Origin of the sequence: Corynebacterium lehmanniae (genome assembly GCF_043161975.1) — a bacterium.
Taxonomy (GTDB): Bacteria; Actinomycetota; Actinomycetes; order Mycobacteriales; family Mycobacteriaceae; genus Corynebacterium; species Corynebacterium lehmanniae.
The window spans coordinates 1,191,984-1,212,651 of record NZ_CP170998.1 but is presented as its reverse complement, the minus strand read 5'-3'; the positions used below and the strand labels follow the sequence as shown (position 1 = coordinate 1,212,651).

The 20,668-nt window shown below is 65.8% G+C and carries 20 protein-coding genes; 8 read left to right on the top strand and 12 right to left on the bottom strand.

Annotated elements, in window-relative coordinates:
• Positions 1–6: 6 nt before the first annotated feature.
• Positions 7–498, top strand: a complete 492-nt coding sequence (locus ACF3NP_RS05770) for a 2'-5' RNA ligase family protein (RefSeq protein ID WP_392399084.1) — start codon at positions 7–9, stop codon at positions 496–498.
• Here ACF3NP_RS05770 and ACF3NP_RS05765 read toward each other — a convergent pair.
• Positions 495–1,223 (bottom strand): spermidine synthase, encoded by a 729-nt coding sequence (locus ACF3NP_RS05765; protein ID WP_392399083.1) that lies wholly within the window; start codon positions 1,221–1,223, stop codon positions 495–497. The two genes, ACF3NP_RS05770 and ACF3NP_RS05765, sit on opposite strands and share 4 nt — an antisense overlap.
• Before the next feature lie 81 nt (positions 1,224–1,304).
• Between ACF3NP_RS05765 and ACF3NP_RS05760 the strand changes: the two genes are divergently transcribed.
• Positions 1,305–1,814, top strand: coding sequence for a pyridoxamine 5'-phosphate oxidase family protein (locus tag ACF3NP_RS05760; protein ID WP_181888147.1), 510 nt, complete (start codon positions 1,305–1,307; stop codon positions 1,812–1,814).
• An 18-nt stretch (positions 1,815–1,832) separates the two neighbouring features.
• Here ACF3NP_RS05760 and ACF3NP_RS05755 read toward each other — a convergent pair whose 3' ends face one another.
• From ACF3NP_RS05755 to ACF3NP_RS05735, 5 genes are all read right to left on the bottom strand, one after another.
• Positions 1,833–3,284, bottom strand: coding sequence for a DHA2 family efflux MFS transporter permease subunit (locus ACF3NP_RS05755; RefSeq protein ID WP_392399082.1), 1,452 nt, complete (start codon positions 3,282–3,284; stop codon positions 1,833–1,835).
• Positions 3,285–3,326: 42 nt separating this feature from the next.
• Complete coding sequence (locus ACF3NP_RS05750) at positions 3,327–4,778, bottom strand: DUF4185 domain-containing protein (RefSeq protein ID WP_392399081.1); 1,452 nt, start codon at positions 4,776–4,778, stop codon at positions 3,327–3,329.
• A 138-nt stretch (positions 4,779–4,916) separates the two neighbouring features.
• Entirely contained in the window at positions 4,917–5,336 is a 420-nt protein-coding gene (locus ACF3NP_RS05745) for a cupin domain-containing protein (protein WP_181888149.1), read from the bottom strand.
• 53 nt (positions 5,337–5,389) lie between these two features.
• Positions 5,390–6,442 carry a hypothetical protein gene (locus tag ACF3NP_RS05740; RefSeq protein WP_392399080.1) on the bottom strand — a complete coding sequence of 351 codons (1,053 nt, stop codon included), beginning with the start codon at positions 6,440–6,442 and terminating at the stop codon, positions 5,390–5,392.
• 21 nt (positions 6,443–6,463) lie between these two features.
• Complete coding sequence (locus ACF3NP_RS05735) at positions 6,464–7,372, bottom strand: DUF808 domain-containing protein (RefSeq protein WP_392399079.1); 909 nt, start codon at positions 7,370–7,372, stop codon at positions 6,464–6,466.
• A 114-nt stretch (positions 7,373–7,486) separates the two neighbouring features.
• Here ACF3NP_RS05735 and ACF3NP_RS05730 point away from each other — a divergent pair, with 114 nt between their 5' ends.
• The 5 genes from ACF3NP_RS05730 to ACF3NP_RS05710 all read left to right on the top strand — a co-directional run bounded on the left by ACF3NP_RS05730 (position 7,487) and on the right by ACF3NP_RS05710 (position 11,126).
• Positions 7,487–7,846 carry a DUF2218 domain-containing protein gene (locus tag ACF3NP_RS05730; protein ID WP_392399078.1) on the top strand — a complete coding sequence of 120 codons (360 nt, stop codon included), beginning with the start codon at positions 7,487–7,489 and terminating at the stop codon, positions 7,844–7,846.
• A gap of 132 nt (positions 7,847–7,978) precedes the next feature.
• Positions 7,979–8,572, top strand: coding sequence for an ECF transporter S component (locus tag ACF3NP_RS05725; RefSeq protein WP_392399077.1), 594 nt, complete (start codon positions 7,979–7,981; stop codon positions 8,570–8,572).
• Positions 8,573–9,904, top strand: a complete 1,332-nt coding sequence (locus tag ACF3NP_RS05720; protein WP_392399076.1) for an ABC transporter ATP-binding protein — start codon at positions 8,573–8,575, stop codon at positions 9,902–9,904.
• Entirely contained in the window at positions 9,901–10,662 is a 762-nt protein-coding gene (locus ACF3NP_RS05715; protein WP_392399075.1) for an energy-coupling factor transporter transmembrane component T family protein, read from the top strand. The genes ACF3NP_RS05720 and ACF3NP_RS05715 overlap by 4 nt, the downstream gene beginning before the upstream one ends.
• Positions 10,659–11,126 (top strand): nucleoside/nucleotide kinase family protein, encoded by a 468-nt coding sequence (locus ACF3NP_RS05710; protein ID WP_239306013.1) that lies wholly within the window; start codon positions 10,659–10,661, stop codon positions 11,124–11,126. Before ACF3NP_RS05715 ends, ACF3NP_RS05710 begins: the two co-directional genes overlap by 4 nt.
• Here the strand turns inward: ACF3NP_RS05710 and ACF3NP_RS05705 are convergent.
• The 6 genes from ACF3NP_RS05705 to ACF3NP_RS05680 form a co-directional block, all read right to left on the bottom strand.
• Positions 11,113–13,080 (bottom strand): dipeptide ABC transporter ATP-binding protein, encoded by a 1,968-nt coding sequence (locus tag ACF3NP_RS05705; RefSeq protein WP_392399074.1) that lies wholly within the window; start codon positions 13,078–13,080, stop codon positions 11,113–11,115. The two genes, ACF3NP_RS05710 and ACF3NP_RS05705, sit on opposite strands and share 14 nt — an antisense overlap.
• Positions 13,077–14,153, bottom strand: a complete 1,077-nt coding sequence (locus ACF3NP_RS05700) for an ABC transporter permease (protein ID WP_392399073.1) — start codon at positions 14,151–14,153, stop codon at positions 13,077–13,079. Before ACF3NP_RS05700 ends, ACF3NP_RS05705 begins: the two co-directional genes overlap by 4 nt.
• Positions 14,154–14,164: 11 nt before the next feature.
• On the bottom strand, positions 14,165–15,148 hold the full coding sequence (locus tag ACF3NP_RS05695) for an ABC transporter permease (RefSeq protein ID WP_181888158.1): 984 nt from the start codon (positions 15,146–15,148) through the stop codon (positions 14,165–14,167).
• 135 nt (positions 15,149–15,283) lie between these two features.
• A complete protein-coding gene (locus ACF3NP_RS05690; RefSeq protein ID WP_392399072.1) occupies positions 15,284–16,990 on the bottom strand; it encodes an ABC transporter family substrate-binding protein in 1,707 nt (568 codons plus the stop codon).
• Between the two features lie 374 nt (positions 16,991–17,364).
• Entirely contained in the window at positions 17,365–17,901 is a 537-nt protein-coding gene (locus ACF3NP_RS05685) for a DUF402 domain-containing protein (RefSeq protein WP_392399071.1), read from the bottom strand.
• Positions 17,902–17,904: 3 nt separating this feature from the next.
• The gene (locus ACF3NP_RS05680) at positions 17,905–18,576 is read right to left on the bottom strand and encodes an Rv1157c family protein (RefSeq protein WP_392399070.1); all 672 of its coding nucleotides are present in this window, start codon (positions 18,574–18,576) and stop codon (positions 17,905–17,907) included.
• Between the two features lie 164 nt (positions 18,577–18,740).
• On the opposite strand from ACF3NP_RS05680, the gene typA reads away from it, so the two are divergent.
• Complete coding sequence (gene typA / locus ACF3NP_RS05675) at positions 18,741–20,657, top strand: translational GTPase TypA (protein WP_392399069.1); 1,917 nt, start codon at positions 18,741–18,743, stop codon at positions 20,655–20,657.
• Positions 20,658–20,668: the final 11 nt, after the last annotated feature.

Sequence of the window (20,668 nt, the reverse complement as noted above, 5' to 3'; positions counted from 1 at the left end):
GAGACCGTGTCGCCTGAGAACATTCTGTTGCGCCTGCCCGAGGCGGAGGAGCAGGCTGTCCGCGCGATCTACGCCGAGCTCGCCGAGCGCGGCTTTCCGCAGCAGCACCAGCGCCCGCACATCTCCGTCACTTTCGCGCCCGCCATGCACCGCCGCGCCATCGCCGCGGCGAGCGACCTTTTGCCGCCCGTGTTGCCTGCAGCTTTACGACGTTCCGGTGTCGCCATCTTCGGCACCAAGTCCAAACAGACCGTGGCCTGGCTGCTCGAGGCACCGGAGGATCTCGAGCGCGCGGCCCGTGCCGTCAGCGCCGCGAACCCGGAGGGCCGCGGCGAGCGCTGGATCCCGCACCTGACCATGGGGCTGCGCCTGCCTAAACGCATCGTGCCGGACTATATAGCCGCGCTGCAGGAGGTCACCTCCCCGCACTTCAAGGAGCTGACCGCGGAGCGGGCGGTGTTCTACCAGCCGAGTTTGGGCACTGAATTCGAGTTCTAGTCGTGGACGGGCGAAGCGCCGTCGATAGGCAATTGTGTGCCGGCGAGCGGATTGTCGCTCGCGGCGACGACGACGTTGCCGTAACCGCGGCCGGCGTATGTGACCGCGGTGTGGGCGAAGACCTGCTGTAGCCCGGCAAGCGTGGAGCGGGTGCGCGGCAGGCCGGCCACATCGCCGACGTTGGCCACGAACAACCCGCCCGGAGACAGCGCGCGGTGCGCCGCCCGGTAAAACTCCACCGTGGTCAGCGGGCGGGGAGTGTCGGGGCCGGCGAAGACGTCGCGCACGATCACGTCCACCGAGCCCGGCGCGAGCGCGTGGGTGAACGCGCGGGCTTCCACCACCGCGATTTCTACGGGCGGGTCGAACGCCTCGCGCACCAGGCGGGCTAACCCGCGGTCCAGCTCGACGGCGATGTTGCGGCTGTCCCACCGGTGCTGCACGTAGCTGGGCAGCGCGCAGCCGGCCGCGCCCAGGTGCACCGCGGCAAACGGCTCCGGCAGTTCAGCGGCCTCGATGAAGTCCGCGATCCACTCCATGTAGTCGTAGCTAAGCACCTCCGGCGCGCCGGGCACGACGTACGATGACGGCACCTGGTTGACCTCCAACACGTATGCGCCGTCGCGGTCCGGGTCCGCAACGATGGTGGCGGTGCCGGTGTCGATGGGGTAAGTGCCCTCGATGCGTTTCTTCGGCGCGCGCGGTTTCCGCCTCCGGTTGGACATGGGAGTATGCATACCTGTTGTGTGGCCGGTATCGCACCCGGAACCGCCGCTGGGGGTAGGCGGGGTTGGTAGAATCGTCATATGGTGTATTTGTCGCAGGACTATATCAGTGAGCTGCCGAAGTCGCACGCCTCGCTTTCAGAGGTCGACTTGAGCCCACTTCCTCGCGACCCCAACGAACTCTTCGCCCAGTGGTTCAAAGATGCGGTGGAACACAACGTGGGAGACCCCACGGCAGTCACTATAGCCACTGTGGACGAGAAATCCCGGCCTGATGCGCGCATCGTCGACATCATTTCTCTCGACGAGAAAGGCTTCCACTTCGGCACCGCGACCCGTACGGCCAAAGTTGAGCAGCTCGAAAAGACTGATTTGGCGTCGCTGGTATTTTGGTGGCAGCCGCTGCGACGGGCGGTGCGCGTGCGTGGCACAACGTCGCGCGATTTCGGCGGCGAGCGGCTCAACGTGTGGTGCGTCAAGCCTTATCATTTCGAGTTCACCTATATCTGGGACGACCGGATGCACTCAGATCGGGTGATTTACAACATCGATGAATTCGGTGAGTGGGAACGCATCCGCATCCAACTCTGAGGCCGCTAAAATGCTGTCCTAATCGTTCCAGGACTTCGTCCGCGCGAAGAAACACGCGGCGACGGCGCCGGCGGCGATGACGGCGCACGGCAGCCAGATCGAGTTGCCCATCGCCAGCGCGAACGGCTCGTGCAGCGCCTCCGGGAGCGGGCCCGTGGTCTGGCCAGTGTTGGCCATGTTGCCGGCGCCGGTGCCGTCGCCAAGCTTTGCGGCGAGCTGCGCCGACATCATCGCCGCGATCGCCGCCGAGCCGATCACCGCGCCGATCTGGCGGGTGGTGTTGTACACGCTCGAGCCGGCGCCGGCCAGGCGCGGGTCCAGGTTGCGGGTGGCGATCATGGACAGCGGGCCCCACATCAGGGAGTTGGCCACGCCGTAGACCACAGCGACGGCGTACATCCAGCGCGGGTCCACTGCCGGGGTGGTGATCAGCGCGGAGGCGCCCATGGACGCCGCCGCCAGGGTCAGGCCGGTGATCGCGAAGGGCTTCGGGTCGTGCGCGTTGGTCAGCTTGCCGACCCACGGCGACAGCAGCCCGGAGATCACGCCCGACGGCAGAACTAGCAGCGCCGCCTCGGTGGGGGTGAAGCCCTGCACCGTCTGCACGTAGATCATCCACGGGATGATGTAGGTGGAGATGGCAAAACCCACCGTGGAGATGGTGGCGCCGGCGAGCGAAAAGTTGCGGTCGCTGAACAGCGCCAACGGCACCAGCGCGCTGTCGCCCTGCCGGGCCTGCCAGCGGAAGAACAGCACCATCGTGGCCGCCCCGAAGAGCACCAGCGCCCACACGCGCCAGTCCCAGTTGAAGTTCTCCGCCTCCTGGATGCCAAAGACCAGGCAGAACATGCTCACGGAGCTCAAACCCACGCCCATCCAGTCGAAGTGCCGGTTCGTCCTCTCCAGGCGCGGCACGTAGATCCACGCCAGGATCAGCCCGAGCACACCGACGGGGACGTTGACGAAGAAGATCCAGGGCCAACCGGAGGCGTCGACAAGCACACCGCCCAACAGCGGACCCGTCACGGTGGCAAGCCCCGCCGTGGCGCCCCACACGCCCATCGCGCCGCCGCGCTCCTTCGGGGAGAACGTGCGGATCATCACCGACATGGTTTGCGGGGTGACCATCGCCCCGCCCAGGCCCTGGAACGCGCGCGCGGCGATGAGCGCGGCAGACGACGTCGCCAAGCCGCATGCAAGCGACGAGGCGGTGAACAGCGCCAGGCCGATCAGGTAGATGCTGCGGGGCCCGAAACGGTCGCCGAGGCGCCCGGTGATCAATAGCGGTACCGCGTACGCCAAAAGGTACGCGGAGTTGACCCAGATGACCTCGTTATAGGAGGCGCCGAGGCCTTCCGAGATGGCGGGAATCGCCACCGAAACGATGGTGGAATCCACCAAGATCATGAAAAAGCCCAGCATCATCGACCACAAGGCCGGCCACGGTGAGCGAGTTGAGGTTTCCTGCACCGGGGAGATGATACTGGGCTTTGTTGGGGCCTACCGGAAGGCCTAGATCGGCAGCATCTGCTGGATCGGCTCCGGCAGCATGTCCCGATACATCGGCAGCGTCACGGCACCGATGGCGCCAACGGTCGCCAGTACGCCCAGGATGATGCCGACGGTGCGCAGGGTGCCCAGCGCCTCGCTGTCCTCGGAGGACATGAACAGCTCCGGCTTGTCGTTGACCAGGTTGTCCTCGGCCTCCATGTCCGCGGTGGTCTCGGAGCCCTGCTTGACCACCGTGACCTCCGGCTCCTCGCGCACCTCGTCCGCGTCGATGCCGTAGACCTTGTCCAGCCCCTTCACGTTGAACTGGGTGGCGGTGTAGCGGCTGTTGTCGGAGGTCTTCCACTGGGAGACGACAATGTCCATGTCGTCCAGGTGCGAGCCCGGCACGATGTAGCCGCCGTAGGGCTGCGACCAGTTCAGCGGGGTCTGCTCGTTGTCCCAGGACCCGTTCCGCGCGATCTTGGCCACGCGCACGTTGTCCCAGTTGCGCCCCAGGGTCTCGGAGATGCGCACCTCGACGTCCTGCGAGTCCTCGTTGAACATGACCAGGACCCAGTGGCCGTCGATGTAGCGCAGGCACATCTCTCCAGCCTTCACGTTGTTCTTCAGGATCGGCTCGGCGTGGTTGGACCAGTCGTCGATCTGGGCGCTGTAGCCCTCCCAGTTGCCCGGTTTGTCAATGTCTTCCGGCTTGAAGCGCCACAGGTACACGGGCGATTCGCGGCCGAACTTGGTGGAGGTGGCGTAGATGTAGCCGTCCGGACCATTGTCCCAGCTGATCAGCTGCGTCATACCGCGCATGTGGTTACCGGGGGTGGAGCTGATTTCCTTCCAGGTTTTGCCGCCGTCGTCGGACCTCCACACGTTGGAGGACACGACGGTGCCGAAGGGGGCGTGGAACGTTCCGTGGAGGTACAGCGTGCCGTCGACGTTGATCACGTCGGATGGGATCAGGGTGCTGTCGTTGATGCGGTGGTACGAGATCATGTCGCTGACCTCGGAGGTGTTGTCGATGGGGCGGAGGATCTTGATAAAGCCGTCCTCGTCCATCTTGGCCACCACGCCGACGGGGCTCATCCACCCTTGGCCGAAGTTGCCGCGGAAGGAGTCGCCGAAGATCATGGCGAACTCGCCGTTGCCCATCGGCGCCATTGCGCCCAGGTCGCCGGAGCGGAAGCCGGTGTGGGCGGAGTATTTGCCCAGCACGTCGTCCATGACCTGGATGGTGGTGCCGTTGGGCAGACGCAGCGGCTTCGACGCGGTCTTCTTCGGCGGCTCCACGGGCACCCAGGGCTTCTTTTCGCGCTTCTTCTTCGCGGGGGTGCCAGAGGAGGAAGACAGGCTGGACACGCTCGACTCTGCGTGGGCCTGGGGCACCGCCACGGCGGACAGTGCGAGGGCGCTAGCCACACCAGCGCTGATAAGGATCTTCGGGGTTGTCTGGGTGCGCATGAGGCTCGCCTTTTCTACAGATGTTGGTTAGACATTTCAGAACCATCGAGCACTCTAGCACCTGAAACGGCGCTGAGGAGGCGTTCGGAAAAGCCCGGAAACGACACGTTCGTTTCCGGGCTGTGACCTGCGTTGCGTCTAGACCGCGTCGGTCTCCTGCGGGTCGTTGTCGGCCTCCGCTTTGGTCTCGTGGCGGGTGCCGGGGGCGTGCTCCGGCGGGGCGTAGATGGAGTACAGCTTCGCCGGTGCGTCGGATTCGTTGACGAAGTTGTGCCACTTGCCGGCCGGCACGAACGCGGCCCAGTCGGCCTTGATCACTTCGTCTACTTCGAGGTTGTCCTCGGACGGGCCGATCTGCGCGCGCAGCTCGCCCTCTTCGAGGCGGAGGAACTGGTCGTGGTCGTCGTGGATCTCGGCGCCGATTTCGCCGCCGACCGGGATGGTCATCACGGTCAGCTGCAGGTTCTTGCCGGTCCACAGCGTGTCGCGGAACGCCTCGTTGTCCAGCGTCGCCTTCTCAATGTCCACCACAAACGGGTTCGGTCCCTGGTCGGCCATCATGCCTCCTCGGTTGTCGGAAGTTGTGCACACCTCAGCCTAGGAGCTTTTGCTTATCGACGGTGGCGTCCGCCCCGCCGACGCTTCCTATTTTTCCTCCTGAGCTGGACTTTCTCCACCTCGGTGAGGTAGCCGTCCCGGGTGTTTTGCGCAGCCACGGCGGTCGGCTCCGGCCGCCTCGGGGATTCGGCTTCGGCGGGCTCGTCGACGCGGCCGAACATCTCTGTCGGCGCGGAGAGTTCTTCGGGACGCGCCCCGCCTCCCAGCGAGACGTAGCGGGCCGTGTGCTTCGGCTTGACCTCGTCGGCCGGGTCGGTGGCGAAGTCGCGCTCCACGGTGACGGCCCAGCCGCCGCCGGGGAACTCGATGAGCTGCCACGGCTCCGGGCGCCGCTGCGGCGCGGCACTCAAGGCGGGGATCTGCTCGGTGCCCTCGCCTGGGCTGGCCGCGTCGAGGGCGGCCATGCCGTCGAGTATCACCGCGCGTGCCCAGAGTCCGCCGTTGGGGAACTGTGACAGCCACGCGAGTACAGCCTCACCGTCGGGCTCGGCGATGGCGCCGAGGACTCGGCCGTCGAGGGTGGCCAGCGGAGTGCCGTCGATAGGCACAAGCCCCACGAACCACTGGCCGGGGGAGCGGGCGGAAAGTTCGGCGGCCTCGAATTCGCCGACGGAGGTGTCGATGACCAGCATGTCTCCCGGCAGCAGCACCGCAGCTTCTTCGGGCGCGTTGTTGCGCGGCACCGCGAGCTGCGGCTCCGGCAGGACCACGTGCACGTCGAAACGCCCCGTGACGTTATTCAGGTTGACCGCGGCCACCGTGGCGGGCTGCAGAAACGACGAGTGGACGCGCTCCACTTCGTCGAAGTGGGCGCGCCACTCGGGCGCGACCTCGCCGAGCACAGGCCCCGGCAGCTCCCCGCCGCTGCGACGGCGCACGCGCCACGAGCGGTTCAGCGGGTTCGCCTCCAACACCACATCGACGTACGTGGTGCCCTTGCGGCCCGCAAAATCGGAGAAGAGGGCGGCCTGCGAGACGTGGTCCACCGGGACTTCCACGCCGGCACCCCACGTCGACGGGGCGAGAGAGTACTGCTTGGCTGCCATGGACAAAATTGTAGGCAGGAGCTAGCGCAGCTTCTTCACCAGCTGCACCACGCCCAGCACAATGAAACCGACGACAAGGCCCGCCACCAGGGAAACGCCGGTCTCCACCAGCCAGCCCAGCGCGCCGCCGCCGACGGCCTCCTGGCCCATGGCGATGACGTCGTGCGGCCAGTGCCAGCCGAAGACCTCGTCGAAGCCACGGATGAGCAGGTGGCCGCCCACCCACAGCATTGCCACGGTGCCGATGATGCCGATGGCGTTGAGCACGTACGGCATGCCCTTGACCAGCGCGCGGCCGGTCTTTTCGGCGTTGCCGCGCTTGATCATGCCGTGGCCGATGTCGTCGATCTTGACCAAAAGCGCCACTGCACCGTAGACGGCGATGGTGATGAAGATCGCCACCGCGATCAGCACGGCGGCTTCCATCCACACCGACTGATCCTTGACCTCATCGAGGGAGATGAACATGATCTCCGTGGACAGGATCAGGTCCGTGCGGATAGCACTGTTGACCAGCGCGTCTTCGTCCTGGTCGGACTTGTTGGCCGCCTTCTCGGCTTCCTCGTCGTCGTTGGAGGACAGCTTGTGCGCGATCTTCTCCGCACCCTCGAACGCGAGGTAGGTGCCACCGAGCATGAGAATCGGGGTCAGCGCCCACGGCGCGAACGCGTTGAGCAGCAGCGCGACCGGCAAAATGAAGACCAGCTTGTTGCGCAGCGAACCCTTGGTGATGCGCCAGATCATCGGCAGCTCGCGCGCCGGCGTCACGCCTTCGACGTACTGCGGGGCCACCGCGGCATCGTCGATGACCACGCCGGCGGCCTTCGAAGACGTCTTTGCGGTCATGCCGGCAACGTCGTCGATGCTTGCGGCGGCTTGGCGGGCGATCAGGGCGACGTCGTCGAGCAGGGCGAGTAGGCCACCGGCCATGTGGGGGTTCTCCTCGGGAGGTGGGGAAAAGTAACTTGGCCAGTATACGGAAACAGGTGTAACCGGCCTCGCGGCGTGGGGTAAGGATTGCCTAACCTCTGTTAGGGTGGTGGCATGCAGACATCACAGGCCAACGTGAAAACAGCCCGTCCCGAGCGCTACGGCAAACAGCTCGCTTCCCACTTCAGCAGGAAAGTCGAGGCGTCGTGGGACGAGGATGCCAGCGAGGGTGCGATTACATTCCCCGCGCCAGAAGATGCTGGGGAGGGCACCACGTGCAGCCTCGCTGCGGGGGAGGAGGTGCTGCACATGCGTATCGACGGCACGGCCGACGCGGTCGAGCGCTTCGAGCGCGTCGTCGGCACGCATCTGGTGCGTTTCGGCGCCCGCGACGGGCTTGTCGTGCAGTGGCAACGCGGCGACGGGCCTGGGCAAAGCTTCACAGCCTCCGAGCCGGAGCCTCCCAGCCAATGATGTAATATCTTTGCGACAACTGAATGCCCCACACGGGTGCTGCCGCGCAACAACGCGGTGGCTGAGACGCCGAGGATGTTCGGCGAACCGTAGAACCTGATCCGGGTAATGCCGGCGCGAGGAAGGAAGATTATGACGAAGAATTATTCGTGGCGTGTCATCGACATCGTCACCGCCGCGGTCCTCGGCGTGGCCTGCGGCCTGCTGTTTTGGGTGTGGAACAGCATTGGCGACGCAGGGTTTAAGGCGCTCGACGCCCTGACTCCGGGCCTGGGCGGTCTGGTTACCGGCATCTGGTTCACTGGCGGTGTGCTCGGTGGCCTGATCATTCGCAAGCCGGGCGCCGCGGTGTTCGTCGAGCTTGTCGCCGCATCCGTTTCTGCGGTACTTGGCAGCCAGTGGGGCATCGAGACGCTTTACTCAGGTCTGGCCCAGGGCTTCGGCGCCGAGCTGATTTTCTTGATCTTTGCCTACCGTCGTTTCGGCCTGTTCACGGCGGTGCTTTCCGGTATCGGCGCTGGTGTCGGCGCGTTCATCCTGGAGCTGTTCCTCACGCCGAACCTCGCGATGAGCCTGCAATTCAACCTAATCTACCTGACCTGCCTGATCATCTCCGGCGCGGTCCTCGCCGGCGTGTTCTCGTACTACCTGGTCAAGGCGCTGGCAAAGACCGGCGCGCTGGACCGCTTCGGCGCCGGCCGCGAGCGCTTCAACAACGCCGCGTAAATGTCGCCGGCCATCCAGGCACGCGGGCTGACCTACCAGCACGCCACGCGCCCGCAGCCCGCGTTTTCCAACGTCGACCTCGACGTCGCGCGCGGGGAGCGGGTGCTCATCACCGGCGATTCGGGCTCGGGCAAGTCCACGCTGCTTGCGGTCATCGCGAAGCTTATCGACGACTCCGAGGACGGCAGCCGCGCCGGCACCTTAGACGTGAACGGGATCGTCGGCATGGTGCTGCAGGACCCCGAAGCGCAGACGATCCTGTCGCGTGTGGGCGACGACGTCGCCTTCGGTGCGGAGAACCTCGGCGTGCCCCGCGACGAAATCTGGCCGCGGGTGGAGCGCGCCCTCGACGCCGTGGGCCTCGACGTCGCCCTGGACCACCGCACCGCGCACCTGTCCGGCGGGCAGAAGCAGCGCCTGGCGCTGGCGGGCGTGATCGCGATGGGCGCGGACATCCTCATCCTGGACGAGCCCACCGCCAACCTGGATCCGCGCGGGCGCGACGAGGTCATCGCCGCGGTGGACCACGTCTGCCAGCTCACCGGCGCCACCTTGATTGTGGTGGAGCACCGCCCGAAGCACTGGGCGCACGTGGTGGACTCCTACTACCGCCTGGACCAGACCGGACTTTCCCGCATCAGCGCGGACGAGCTGCCGGACGCGCCTGAGCTGCCGCCTGCGAAAAGGGTGCCGGCGGGGGTGCCTTCAGCCGTCGCAACGCAGGAGGTGCTCACGCGTTTCGGGCCGCCGCGCACCATGCGCGCGCCGGAGGGGTACTCCACCGTGATCACCGGCGAGAACGGCTCCGGCAAGACCACGCTGGTGCAGGTGCTGGCGGGGCTGACCCCGCCAGAGCGCGGCCAGGTGGAGTACTCGGAGACGATCCGGCAGGGGCTGACTGCACCGTCGATCAAGTGGTCGTCGAAGGATCTGGCCAACCGCATCGGCTACGTGTTCCAGGAACCGGAGCACCAGTTCGTCACCGCCACCGTGCGCGAGGAGATGGCGCTGTCCGGCGCGCCGCAGGAGCACATCGACGACCTGTTGCAGCGCCTGCGCCTGGAACACCTGGTGAACGCCAACCCGTTCACCCTCTCCGGCGGCGAGAAGCGGCGCCTGTCGGTGGCCACCGCGCTGGTCAACGCCCCGCAGCTGCTCATTTTGGACGAGCCCACGTTCGGCCAGGACGACCGCACCTTCGTCGAGCTCGTCGGCCTGATCCGTGAGCTGACGGAGCAGGGCGTGACCGTCATGTCCATCACCCACGATGAGGCGTTCATCGCCTCCCTGGGTGACCACATCGTAAATATCGTCGCCGGAGGCGACCGATGAACCTGCTGCGCGACATCAACCCCGTCACCCGCATCCTCGGCCTGGTGCTTCTGACCACGCCGCTGATGTTCACCATCGACTGGGTCTCCGCCACCTTCGTCCTTGCGTTCACGCTGCTCATGGTGCCTGTTTGCGGGCTGGGCTACGGCCGCTTTTTCAAGCGTGCCCTGCCGATCCTGCTCATCGCGCCGCTGGCGGGCATCCCCATGGCGCTCTACGGCCAGGCGGGCGGGGACACCTACCTCGAGTGGGGCCTGGTGCACGTCACCGAGCTATCCGTGTCACTCGCGTGGGCGGTGATCCTGCGCGTGCTCGCCATCGCGCTGCCGGTGGTGCTGCTGTCTGCGGACGTGGACCCCACCGACTTAGGCGACGGGCTCGCGCAAGTGCTGCACCTGCCGGAACGCTTCGTCATCGGCACCGTCGCGGCACTTCGCATGCTCACCCTGCTTCGCGACGACCTCGACGCCATGCGCCGCTCCCGCCGCGCCCGCGGCATCGCCGACCAGGGAAAAATCAAGTACTGGTTCTCCCTGTCGTTCGGCCTGTTGGTGATGTCGCTGCGCCGCGCCGGCAAGCTCGCCACCGCGATGGAAGCCCGCGGCTTCGGCGGGCCGAACAAGCGCTCCTGGGCGCGCGAATCCAAGCTGCACTCCCGCGACTGGGCGGTCATGGCCGCCTGCCTGGCCGTCGCGCTCGCCGCGCTCGCGCTCGCGTGGGCGACCGGCTACCTGCGCCCGGTGTGGGCGGTGCGATGACGTATACGCTGCTTATCGACGGCCTCTCGGGCTCCGGCAAAACCACCCTCGCCAACCACATCGGCTCCGTACTGGGCATCCAGGTGGTGCACCTGGACGATTTCTACCCCGGCTGGGGCGGGCTTGCCGAGGGCGCCCGCATGGTCGCCGACGACGTCCTCGACCCGGTCGCACCCGGGTTCTGGCGCTGGGACTGGGAACACAACCGGCGCGCGGAGTGGGTGCCGCTCGTGCCCGGCGCGGACCTCGTGGTGGAGGGGGTAGGGGCGGTGACGGAGGCGTCGATAAGCAAGGCGAAAGCGCGCGGGGACGTGGACACGCTGAGGGTTGTCGCGGCCGAAGAGATGCGAAAAGCCCGGGCCCTGAAGCGGGACCCGGGCTACGCACCCTGGTGGGACATGTGGGCCGAGCAGGAAAAACTCCTGCCCGCACTCCCGGTGGACGTGGAGGTTAGGAGGGGGTGACCTCCTCCGGTGTGTACACCGTGCGCACACGCGCGCGCTCCGCGTCCGGATCCGGGATCGGGATCGCCGACAGCAGCGCCTTGGTGTAAGGGTGCTGGGGGTTGTCGAAGACGTCGTCGGTTTCGCCGAACTCCACGAAGTCGCCCTTGTACATCACCGCCACGCGGTCCGACAGGTGGCGCACCACCGACAGGTCGTGGGCCACGAACAGGTAGGACAAGCCGAGTTTGCGCTTGAGCGAATCCAACAGGTTGATCACGCCCGCCTGGATGGACACGTCAAGCGCAGAGACCGGCTCGTCCAGCACGATCACCGACGGGTTCGTCGCAAGGGCGCGGGCGAGGCCGATGCGCTGGCGCTGGCCACCCGAGAAGTGGCCGGGGAAGCGGTCGATCTGCTTCGCGTCCAGCCCCACGGTGCGCATCAGCTCGGAGATGCGGGCGTCCTTGTCGCCCTCGTAGCCGAGTGCGTCCAGCGGCTCCTGGATGATTTCCTTCACCGTCATGCGCGGGTTCAGCGAGCTCATCGGGTCCTGGAAGACCATCTGGATGTTCTTGCGGGCCTCGCGGCGCTGCGCGGTGTTCATCTTTGCCGCGTCCTGGCCGCAGATGACAATGCGCGAATCCGGCTCCGGCTCGAGGTTCATAATCTCCATCAGCGTGGTGGTCTTGCCCGAGCCCGACTCTCCCACGATGGCCATGCACTCGCCGGCGCGCACGTCGAAGGAGAGGTTCTTCACGGCCTCCACGGTGCCGATGCGGCGCTTGACCAACGCGCCTTTTGTCAGCGGGAAGGCGCGGTAGAGGTTCTCTACCTCGAGCGTGATTTCGCGGTCCTCGCGAGGTATGCCCGCGTACTTGTTCTCCGGCAGTTTCGGAGCGGGGAAGAGCGGCTTGCCGTCGATTTTGCCCTCCACGATCTCATCGCGGCGGATGCAGGCGACCAGGTGCTCATCGTCGTCGCCCTTGTCCGGGACCAGGGCCGGCTCCTTGGCCAAGCACTCGTCTACGGCGATGGGGCAGCGGGGGGCGAACTGGCAGCGGTCCGCGACGTCGATAAGCATTGGCGGGTTGCCGTCGATGTACGTCAGCGGCTCGGTGGACGGCTGGTCCACGCGCGGGGTGGAGCCCAACAGGCCCACGGAGTACGGCATTTTCGGGTTGCCAAACAGCTCGTGCACCTCGGCGCGCTCCACCGGGCGGCCGCCGTACATCACTAGCACGTCGTCCGCGGTGCCGGCGACGACACCCATGTCGTGGGTGATCATGATGCAGGCGGCGCCGGTTTCGCGCTGGGCCTTCTTGATCACCTCGAGGATCTGCGCCTGGATGGTCACGTCGAGCGCGGTGGTGGGCTCGTCGGCGATGAGCACCTTCGGGTTGTTCGCGATCGCAATCGCGATGACGACGCGCTGGCGCATGCCGCCGGAAAACTCGTGCGGGAAGGAGCGCAAGCGCTTCTTCGGCTCCGGGATGCCCACCAGATCCAGCAGCTCCGCGGCGCGGTCCATCGCCTTGGACTTGGGGATGCTGTTGTGCGCCTGGATGGCCTCCACCAGCTGGGTGCCGATGTCGTAGACCGGGGTCAGCGCGGACAGCGGGTCCTGGAAGATCATGCCGATGCCGTTGCCGCGGATCTTGGACATCGCGCTATCGGATTTGCCCAGCAGCTCGTCGCCGGCGAACTTCACGGAGCCGGTGACGTTGGCGTACTCGGGGAGCAGCCCCATCACCGCGAGCGAGGTGACGGACTTGCCGGAGCCGGACTCGCCCACGATGCCGAGGGTGCGGCCGGGGTAGAGGTCGAAGTCCACGCCGCGCACCGCCCGCACCACGCCTGCCTCCGACGGGAAGGAGACGTTGAGGTCGCGCACGGAAAGCACCGGGTCGCCCGTCGGTGCCGGGGCCGCGCCGCCGAAGCCTGCGCCGCCGGGGTTGTGGATGCTGGTTGTCATGCTGCGGAACCTCCGGAGTTCGAGTTCGGGTCGAGCGCGTCACGCAGGCCGTCTGCGATAAACGCCATGGACACGGTGAGCAGGGTCAGGATCAGCGCCGGGAAGTAGAACTGCCACGGGGCGGTGATCAGCGTCGACGTGCCCGTTTGCAGCAGCGTGCCCAGGGACACGTCGGGAAGCTTCACGCCCAGGCCGAGGAAGGACAGCGCGGTCTCCGACATGATGGTGGAGACGATGCCCAGCATCAGCTGGATGATCAGCAGCGAGGCGACGTTCGGGATGATGTGGCGCATGATCGTCTTCGGGCGGGAGACACCCATGAACTTCGCGGCGCGCACGTAGTCGTTTTCGCGGATGGACAGCGACAGCGACCAGATCACACGCGCCGAGTACATCCAGCCGAAAGCGATGAGCACGACGGTGAGCACCTTCCAGTCGCCGCCGGAGCCGGAGACCAGCAGGGCGATGATGAGGAAGGTCGGCACTGCCAGAAGGAAGTGGATGACGGCCAGGACAACCTTTTCCACGCTGCCGCCGTAGAGCGCCGCGCCCGCGCCGATGAGCGCGGAGATGATGGTGGTGGCGATCGACGCCGGCACCGCGATCGTCAGCGAGCGGCCCAGGCCGTGGACGACTTGGGCGAAGAGGTCGTTGCCGGAATCCGTCGTGCCGAACCAGTGCTCTGACGACGGCGGCACGGACAGGTTCAAAAAGTCCGGGTCCTGGTAGTTCCACGGGGTGAGGAATTTACCGAAGATGGCGAGCAAGACCAGCAGGAAGAAGATGATCAGGCCGAGGACCGCAGCCTTGTTGCGCATGAAGCGGCGGAAGTAGATTTTCGACTTCCGCGTCGCGCGCATCGTCCGCTGGTCGTCGATGCTGTTGCCCTGCTTCGGGATGGGTGGGGGAGTGTCGCGCTCCTCGCTCATCACACCGTCGGCTTGGCGGCCGGTCTCGGAGATGGCGGTGAGGTCGTTGAGCGGCATGTTCGCGTGCATGCCCAGGCTGGTGGAGCTGTGCGCGCGGGGGTCTTTCAGTTTGCGGGATACGCCGCGGGAGGTGTTCGGTGCCATTTCGGTGCTCCTTAGCTCACGCGCACGCGCGGGTCGAGGGCGACGACGATGAGGTCCGCCAGGATGGCGGAGACGGCCGTCATGGCGGCGCCGAACGCGGCCACGACGACGACCCCGTGGACGTCGTTACGCGCAATGGTTTGGATGAAGTACTGGCCCATGCCCTGCCAGGCGAAGATGCGCTCCGTCATCACGGCGCCGGTGAAGATGCCGGGCACGGAGAACGCCACGGAGGTGGCCACCGGGATCAGCGAGGTGCGCAATGCGTGACGACGCACCGCCTTCGCCTTGGTCAACCCCTTCGCGCGAGCGGTGCGCACGTAGTCCGCGTTCAGGTTATCCAGAAGTAGTGTGCGCTGCATGAAGTGGTAGCCGGCGTACGAGATGATCAACAGTGACAGGGTGGGAAGCACCAGGTGTTGGGCGTAGTCCACCATCTTCGCGCCGAAGCCTTCAACACCGGGGGAGGAGGCGCCGGTGACGTAGAAGATGCGCTTGCCGGTCCACTCGTTGACCTTGAGGCCGAACCACACCACGGCGATCGACGCCACAACCACGTGGATGTTCATGGTGATGATCGAGATGCCCTGCCACATGCGGTCCGCCCGCTTGTACTGGCGCGATGCGGTGTATACGCCGAGCGCGACACCGATGATGATGGACAGCAGGGTCGCGAACAGCGTCAGCTGGGCGGAGACCCAGATGCGGTAAGAGACCTGCTCGTTGACCGAGTCGCCGAGCGGGGATTTGCCCCAGTCCCAGCGTGTGAGGATGCCGGTGAGCCAGGTCCACCAGCGCTCAAGGAGCGGGGTGTTGGGGCTCAGGTTCAACGGCTCGAGCAGAGCGTCGATCTGGTCTTCGGGCAAAGGTGGGCGGCGGCCGAAGTAGTTGGCTCGCGGGTCGAGGAAAAAGCTGGCGAGGAAGTAGGTCAGGTTGGTGGCCAAGAAAACGATCAGGCCCCAACTCAGCGTCTTCCTGAGCAGGTATCGAAACATGTGCGCTCTCAGTTCCGGTGTCAGCGGGTGTGCAGGAGGTTATTCGGCGATGCAAGTGCGGAAGCCCGCCCAGCGCTCACGCTGGGCGGGCTCACACTCATCGCGGGTGTTTCACCAGGTTGAAGGTGGGGGGAGTTACTTCGCCCAACCCACGTTCTCGATCGGCAGGACCGCAAAGGAGTTGGCGCCGTAGTTGGCCAGGCCCTTCTTCACGGCCACGATCTCGGGGCCGTTGGCGTACGGCATGATGCCGTACTGCTGCAGGGCTTCCTTCTCCAGCTCGTTGGCGCGCTTGATCTGCTCGTCCGCGTCCGCGATCTGCTGCAGTTCCTCGATCTTCTTGTCCATCTCCGGGGTGCCGGTGGCGGACTTGTTCAGCTCGGAGTCGGAGGCGTAGATCTGGCCGAAGTACGCCACGCCGAACGGGTCGGAAGAGTTGAAGCCGGACATGAACAGGTCGAAGTCGCGCTCAGCGGTGACCTTGGAGAAGTCGGATCTCGGGCGCTCCTCCACCTGGACGTCGATGCCGATGTTGCGCAGCATCGCCTGGATGGCGGAGGTGGTGGCCTGCACCATCGGGGAGTCGCCGAGGGTGACGTAGCGGATGGACAGCGGGTTCGCCTCGTCGTAGCCGGCCTCCTTCAGCAGCTCCTTGGCCTTCTCCGGGTCGTACTGGACTACTTCGCCGAAGTTGTCCTCGTAGCCGTCCTGGGTCTGGAAGAGGTTGAACGAGCCCGGCAGGTCCTCCTCGTAACCCAGGCCCTGGAAGCGGATGGCGGCGAGCTGCTCGCGGTCCACACCGCGCATGATCGCCTCGCGGACCTTGATGTCCTCCAGGCCCGGGGCAGTGGAGTTGATGGTCATGAGGAAGGTGGACGGACGCAGCGCGGTGCGGATCTCCACCGCATCGCCCATCTCCTTCGCAGTGGCCAGGCGGTCGCGGGTGCCAACGCCGGTGGCATCGAGCTCGCCTGCGCGGAAGGCGTTCAGGGATGCCTGGTCTTCCATCTGGCGGAAGGTGATCTTGTCCAGCTTCGGTTTCTCGCCCCACCACTTCTCGTTGGGTACGAAGGATGCGATGCCGCCTTCGAAGTCGACGTTTTCCACCTTGAACGGGCCTGCGCCCCACTCGGGGTGGACCTGCTTGAGGTAGGCGTTCATGAAGGTATCCGCGTCCTTGACCTGCGGTGGGACCAGGGAGTCGAAGAGGCCTTCCCACCACGGGTACGCCTGCTTGAAGGTGACCACTGCCTGCTTGTCGTCTGCGCCGCGCTCGACGGACTCGATCAGCTCGTAGCCGTCGGTGGAGTTGACCTGCACCTCCGGGTTGGAGCCGTTGTTGAACTTCCAGGTGTTCTCGTAGGCGGTCCAGTCGATCGGGGTGCCGTCGTTGTAGTTGGCCTCCGGGTTGATGGTGTAGGTGACCACGGTCTTGCCGTCGACGGTCTCGTCCTTGACGTCGGTGAGGTACGCCGGGTTCGGGTGGTAGGTGCCGTCGCCGTCGAAAAGCGAAAGCTGCGGGTTGTACTTCGTCCACAGCGAGCGGGTGTAGAGGTTCATGTTTGCGTGGAACAGGTTCTGCTGCTCGGCGATCTCGGTGATCGCGAGCGTGAGCTCGCCGCCGTCCTGGATCTGGTCGCGCTCGAGCGGGTTGTAGTCGCCCGCTGCGTTGACCTCGAGCTGCTCGCCGTTGTCACCGGATTTTTCGGCCTTGGTGTTTGCGGTGTCCTGGCCACCACCTGCGGCTGTGCCCTCGGAGTTTCCGTCCGAGGAGCAGGAGGCGAGGACGAGGGAGATGGAGGAGAGGCCGGCGAGAGCCGCGACGCGGAGGCGTTTGCTCATGGTCAGTTCCTTTCGTAGGTCGTCCGTCCGCAGATTGCTTTGCGACGGTTGCCCAAGGCGGGCAATGGTGCCGGTGGAATTTCCGGCGGCCCCTGCACACGGTTCGTACAGCACCGTTCGGTAAACACGACGTGAATCAGGTTGAACACAACCTACCGCACGTGTCACCTAGTTCACATTGTTTTGAGAAAGTATTTTGTGTTTTATGCCCAGTGGGTTTCCAGCTAATCCGAATGATCTGACAAAAAGGCACTTCAGAATACTGATCGGGCGCTGGCAATGAAAGCTGCTGAACTATAGAAAATGTGAATGATATTCATGGCACGCAAAAACCCCATCCACCAAAGCGGTGGATGGGGTGAACGCGAGGTGAACTACCCGACCGGAGTCAGCTCCACGTTGTCGGCCCACGTCAGCTCGATGCCCTGGGCGCGCAGCCACTCCATGGCGTCGTCGCCGTGGCGGGTGATGCCTTCGACGGCGGCCAGCGTGACGTCGATAGCCTTCTCCGCGTCCTCGGCGGTGATGTAGCCGGCAGAGGTGGCGGCGGCGAGCTCGTCGATGTCCAGCACGTCGATCGGGTTGCCGGTCAAAGACACCAGGTCCACGTAGAGGTCCCGGGTGCTCCACACCTCGCCGTCGACGTCGATGTCGGCGACGTCGAAGTAGAAGTCCTGTGCGCGCTCCGACCCCTCGCGGTAGTGGAAGATGTTGGCGCGCAGCCCCAGCTCCGGAAGCAGCCAGCTCTCCAGGTAGCCGAACTCCGGGTGGTCGGCGCCGCGGCCCATGTACAGGCCGAAGTCGGTGACGCGGAACGTGTCCACCTCGCGCAGAAACCCCTTCGGGTCGGTGTTGATGTTCGCTGCGGTGTCGAATGTCTCCTGCTTCACGGGGTGCAGATCGGCGGCCATTGGTTACCTCACGTCAATAGATGCGGCGGTCGGTGCGAAGGGGCAAAGCTTGTCGACGGTGCGCACACTCCCGTCAACGACTGCCAGGACCCGCCCAGGGCCCGTATCCGCGGTCGCAGACAGGGTGGCCGGTCCTGTTGGGTTAATCCCGTTATTGCCCAACGGCGTTACGCCGGTGCGGAAATTGCCCAGGTTGATCCAGTACACCTTCATCTGGCCTTGCTCTTTGGCGGCCGCTGGGGTGCCGAGTGCTGTGAAGACGAACGTGGTCTGGCCGGTCTTCGCGCCCGGGGCGGGGGACTGGGCAGGGCCTGGCACCGCGATCGCGGAGGCGGTGGAGTGCAGTCCCTCGCCGATGCAGTTGCCGGAGACTGTGGGCCAGTAGAACTGGGTGAACCGTGGGGCGTCTGCAGGCAGTGGCGGGCCGCCGATTTCGCCGCCGCCCGCGTAGAACTGCACCGCGGTGCGCAGTGCGTTGCCCACCTTCGGCGGGACGTGAGGCTGGTCCGCGAACGCGTTGACGCGCGCGACAGTCTCGGGGGTGGGCCTGCCTAGCGGGTCGAGGAAAGAGGACTGCGCAGAAGCGGTGTGCTTAGCGACGCTTCCGGTCACCAACAAACCGGCAGCACACACCGCCGCAACGACGGTCCTGGAGATCGAAAGATAGTTGTGCACTTGCGCCACATTAGTCACATCCGTAACAACGTCAAGCGGGACCGGGATATTACTGCGGGAATCGTGCGCGCGCAGGCCGCGGTTCGCTGGCGGGATAATGCGATTCGGCGCAGGCGGGAGTATCGTTTAGGCGTTATTTCCGCCAACGCAAAGGACCTATCTCTGTGTCGCACCCTGAATTTCGCAACGTAGCCATCGTCGCCCACGTCGACCACGGTAAAACCACCCTGGTCAACGCCATGCTGGAGCAGTCCGGCGTGTTCGGCGACCACGGCGAGCACGGCGACCGCGTGATGGACTCCGGCGAGCTCGAGTCCGAGCGCGGCATCACCATTTTGGCCAAGAACACCGCCATCCGCCGCGCCGGCAAGGGTAAGGACGGCGCGGACCTCGTCATCAACGTCATTGACACCCCGGGCCACGCCGACTTCGGCGGCGAGGTCGAGCGCGGCCTGTCCATGGTCGACGGCGTCGTACTGCTTATCGACGCATCCGAAGGCCCGCTGCCGCAAACCCGCTTCGTCCTCGGCAAGGCACTCGAGGCGAAGAAGCCGGTCATCATCTGTGTGAACAAGACCGACCGCCCAGATGCCCGCATCGACGAGGTCGTCGAGGAAGCCCAGGACCTGCTCCTCGAGCTCGGCGCTGGCCTGGAGGACCCGGAGGCGGCAGAGGCCGCCGAGAATCTGCTCGAGCTGCCGGTGCTCTACACCTCCGGCCGCGCAGGCCGCGCCTCCCTGGAAAACCCGGGCAACGGCAACCTGCCGGACAACGAGGACCTGCAGCCGCTGTTCGACGTCATCTACGACGTGCTGCCGGAGCCGTCCGCCGAGATCGACGCGCCGTTCCAGGCGCAGGTGACCAACCTGGACTCATCCTCCTTCCTCGGCCGTATCGCACTGATCCGCGTGTACAAGGGCGCCGTGAAGAAGGGCCAGAATGTCGCCTGGGTCCACTACGACTCTGAGGGCAACCAGCAGGTCAAGAACGTCAAGATCGCGGAGCTTCTGGTCACCGAGGGCCTGGACCGCGTCCCGGCAACCGGCGACGTGGTCGCAGGCGACATCGCCGCCATCTCCGGCGTGGAAGACATCATGATCGGCGACACCCTCTGCGACCCGGAGAACGTCGAGCCGCTGCCACGCATCGCTATCGACGACCCGGCGATCTCCATGACCATCGGCGTGAACACCTCCCCGATGGCCGGCCGCAACGGCGGCGACAAGCTCACCGCACGCATGGTCAAGGCCCGCCTGGACCAGGAGCTGATCGGCAATGTCTCCATCAAGGTGCTGCCCACCGAGCGTCCCGACGCGTGGGAGGTGCAGGGCCGCGGCGAGATGGCCCTGACCGTGCTGATCGAGACCATGCGCCGCGAAGGCTTCGAGCTGACCGTGGGCAAGCCGCAGGTGGTGACCAAGGAGGTCGACGGCAAGACCTACGAGCCGTACGACCACATGATCATCGACGTCCCGTCCGAGCACCAGGGCGCCGTCACCCAGCTGATGGCCAACCGCAAGGGCCAGATGACCTCGATGGGCAACGCCGGCTCCGGCGACTGGGTGCGCATGGAGTTCGACGTGCCGTCGCGAGGCCTGATCGGCTTCCGCACCACCTTCCTCACCGAGACCCGCGGCGCCGGCATCGCCAACTCCTACTCCATCGAGCACCGCCCGTGGGCGGGCGAGATCAAGGGCCGCCCGACCGGCTCCCTGGTCGCCGACCGCTCGGGCCAGGTCACCGCCTACGCCCTGCAGCAGCTGGCAGACCGCGGCGACTTCTTCGTCGAGCCCGGCGCGGAAACCTACGAGGGCATGGTCGTCGGCGCGAACTCCCGCGACGAAGACATGGACATCAACATCACCAAGGAAAAGAAGCTTACCAACATGCGCTCCGCCACCGCGGACGCCACGGTCACGCTGCAGAAGGCCCGCACCCTCTCCCTGGATGAGGCCATCGAGTTCTGCGACGACGACGAGTGCGTCGAGGTCGCCCCCGAGGCGATGCGCGTGCGCAAGATCATCCTCAACGCCACCGAACGCGGCCGCGCCCGCTCCCGCGCGAAGCAGAAGAACAGCTAGCCTGTTCTTCC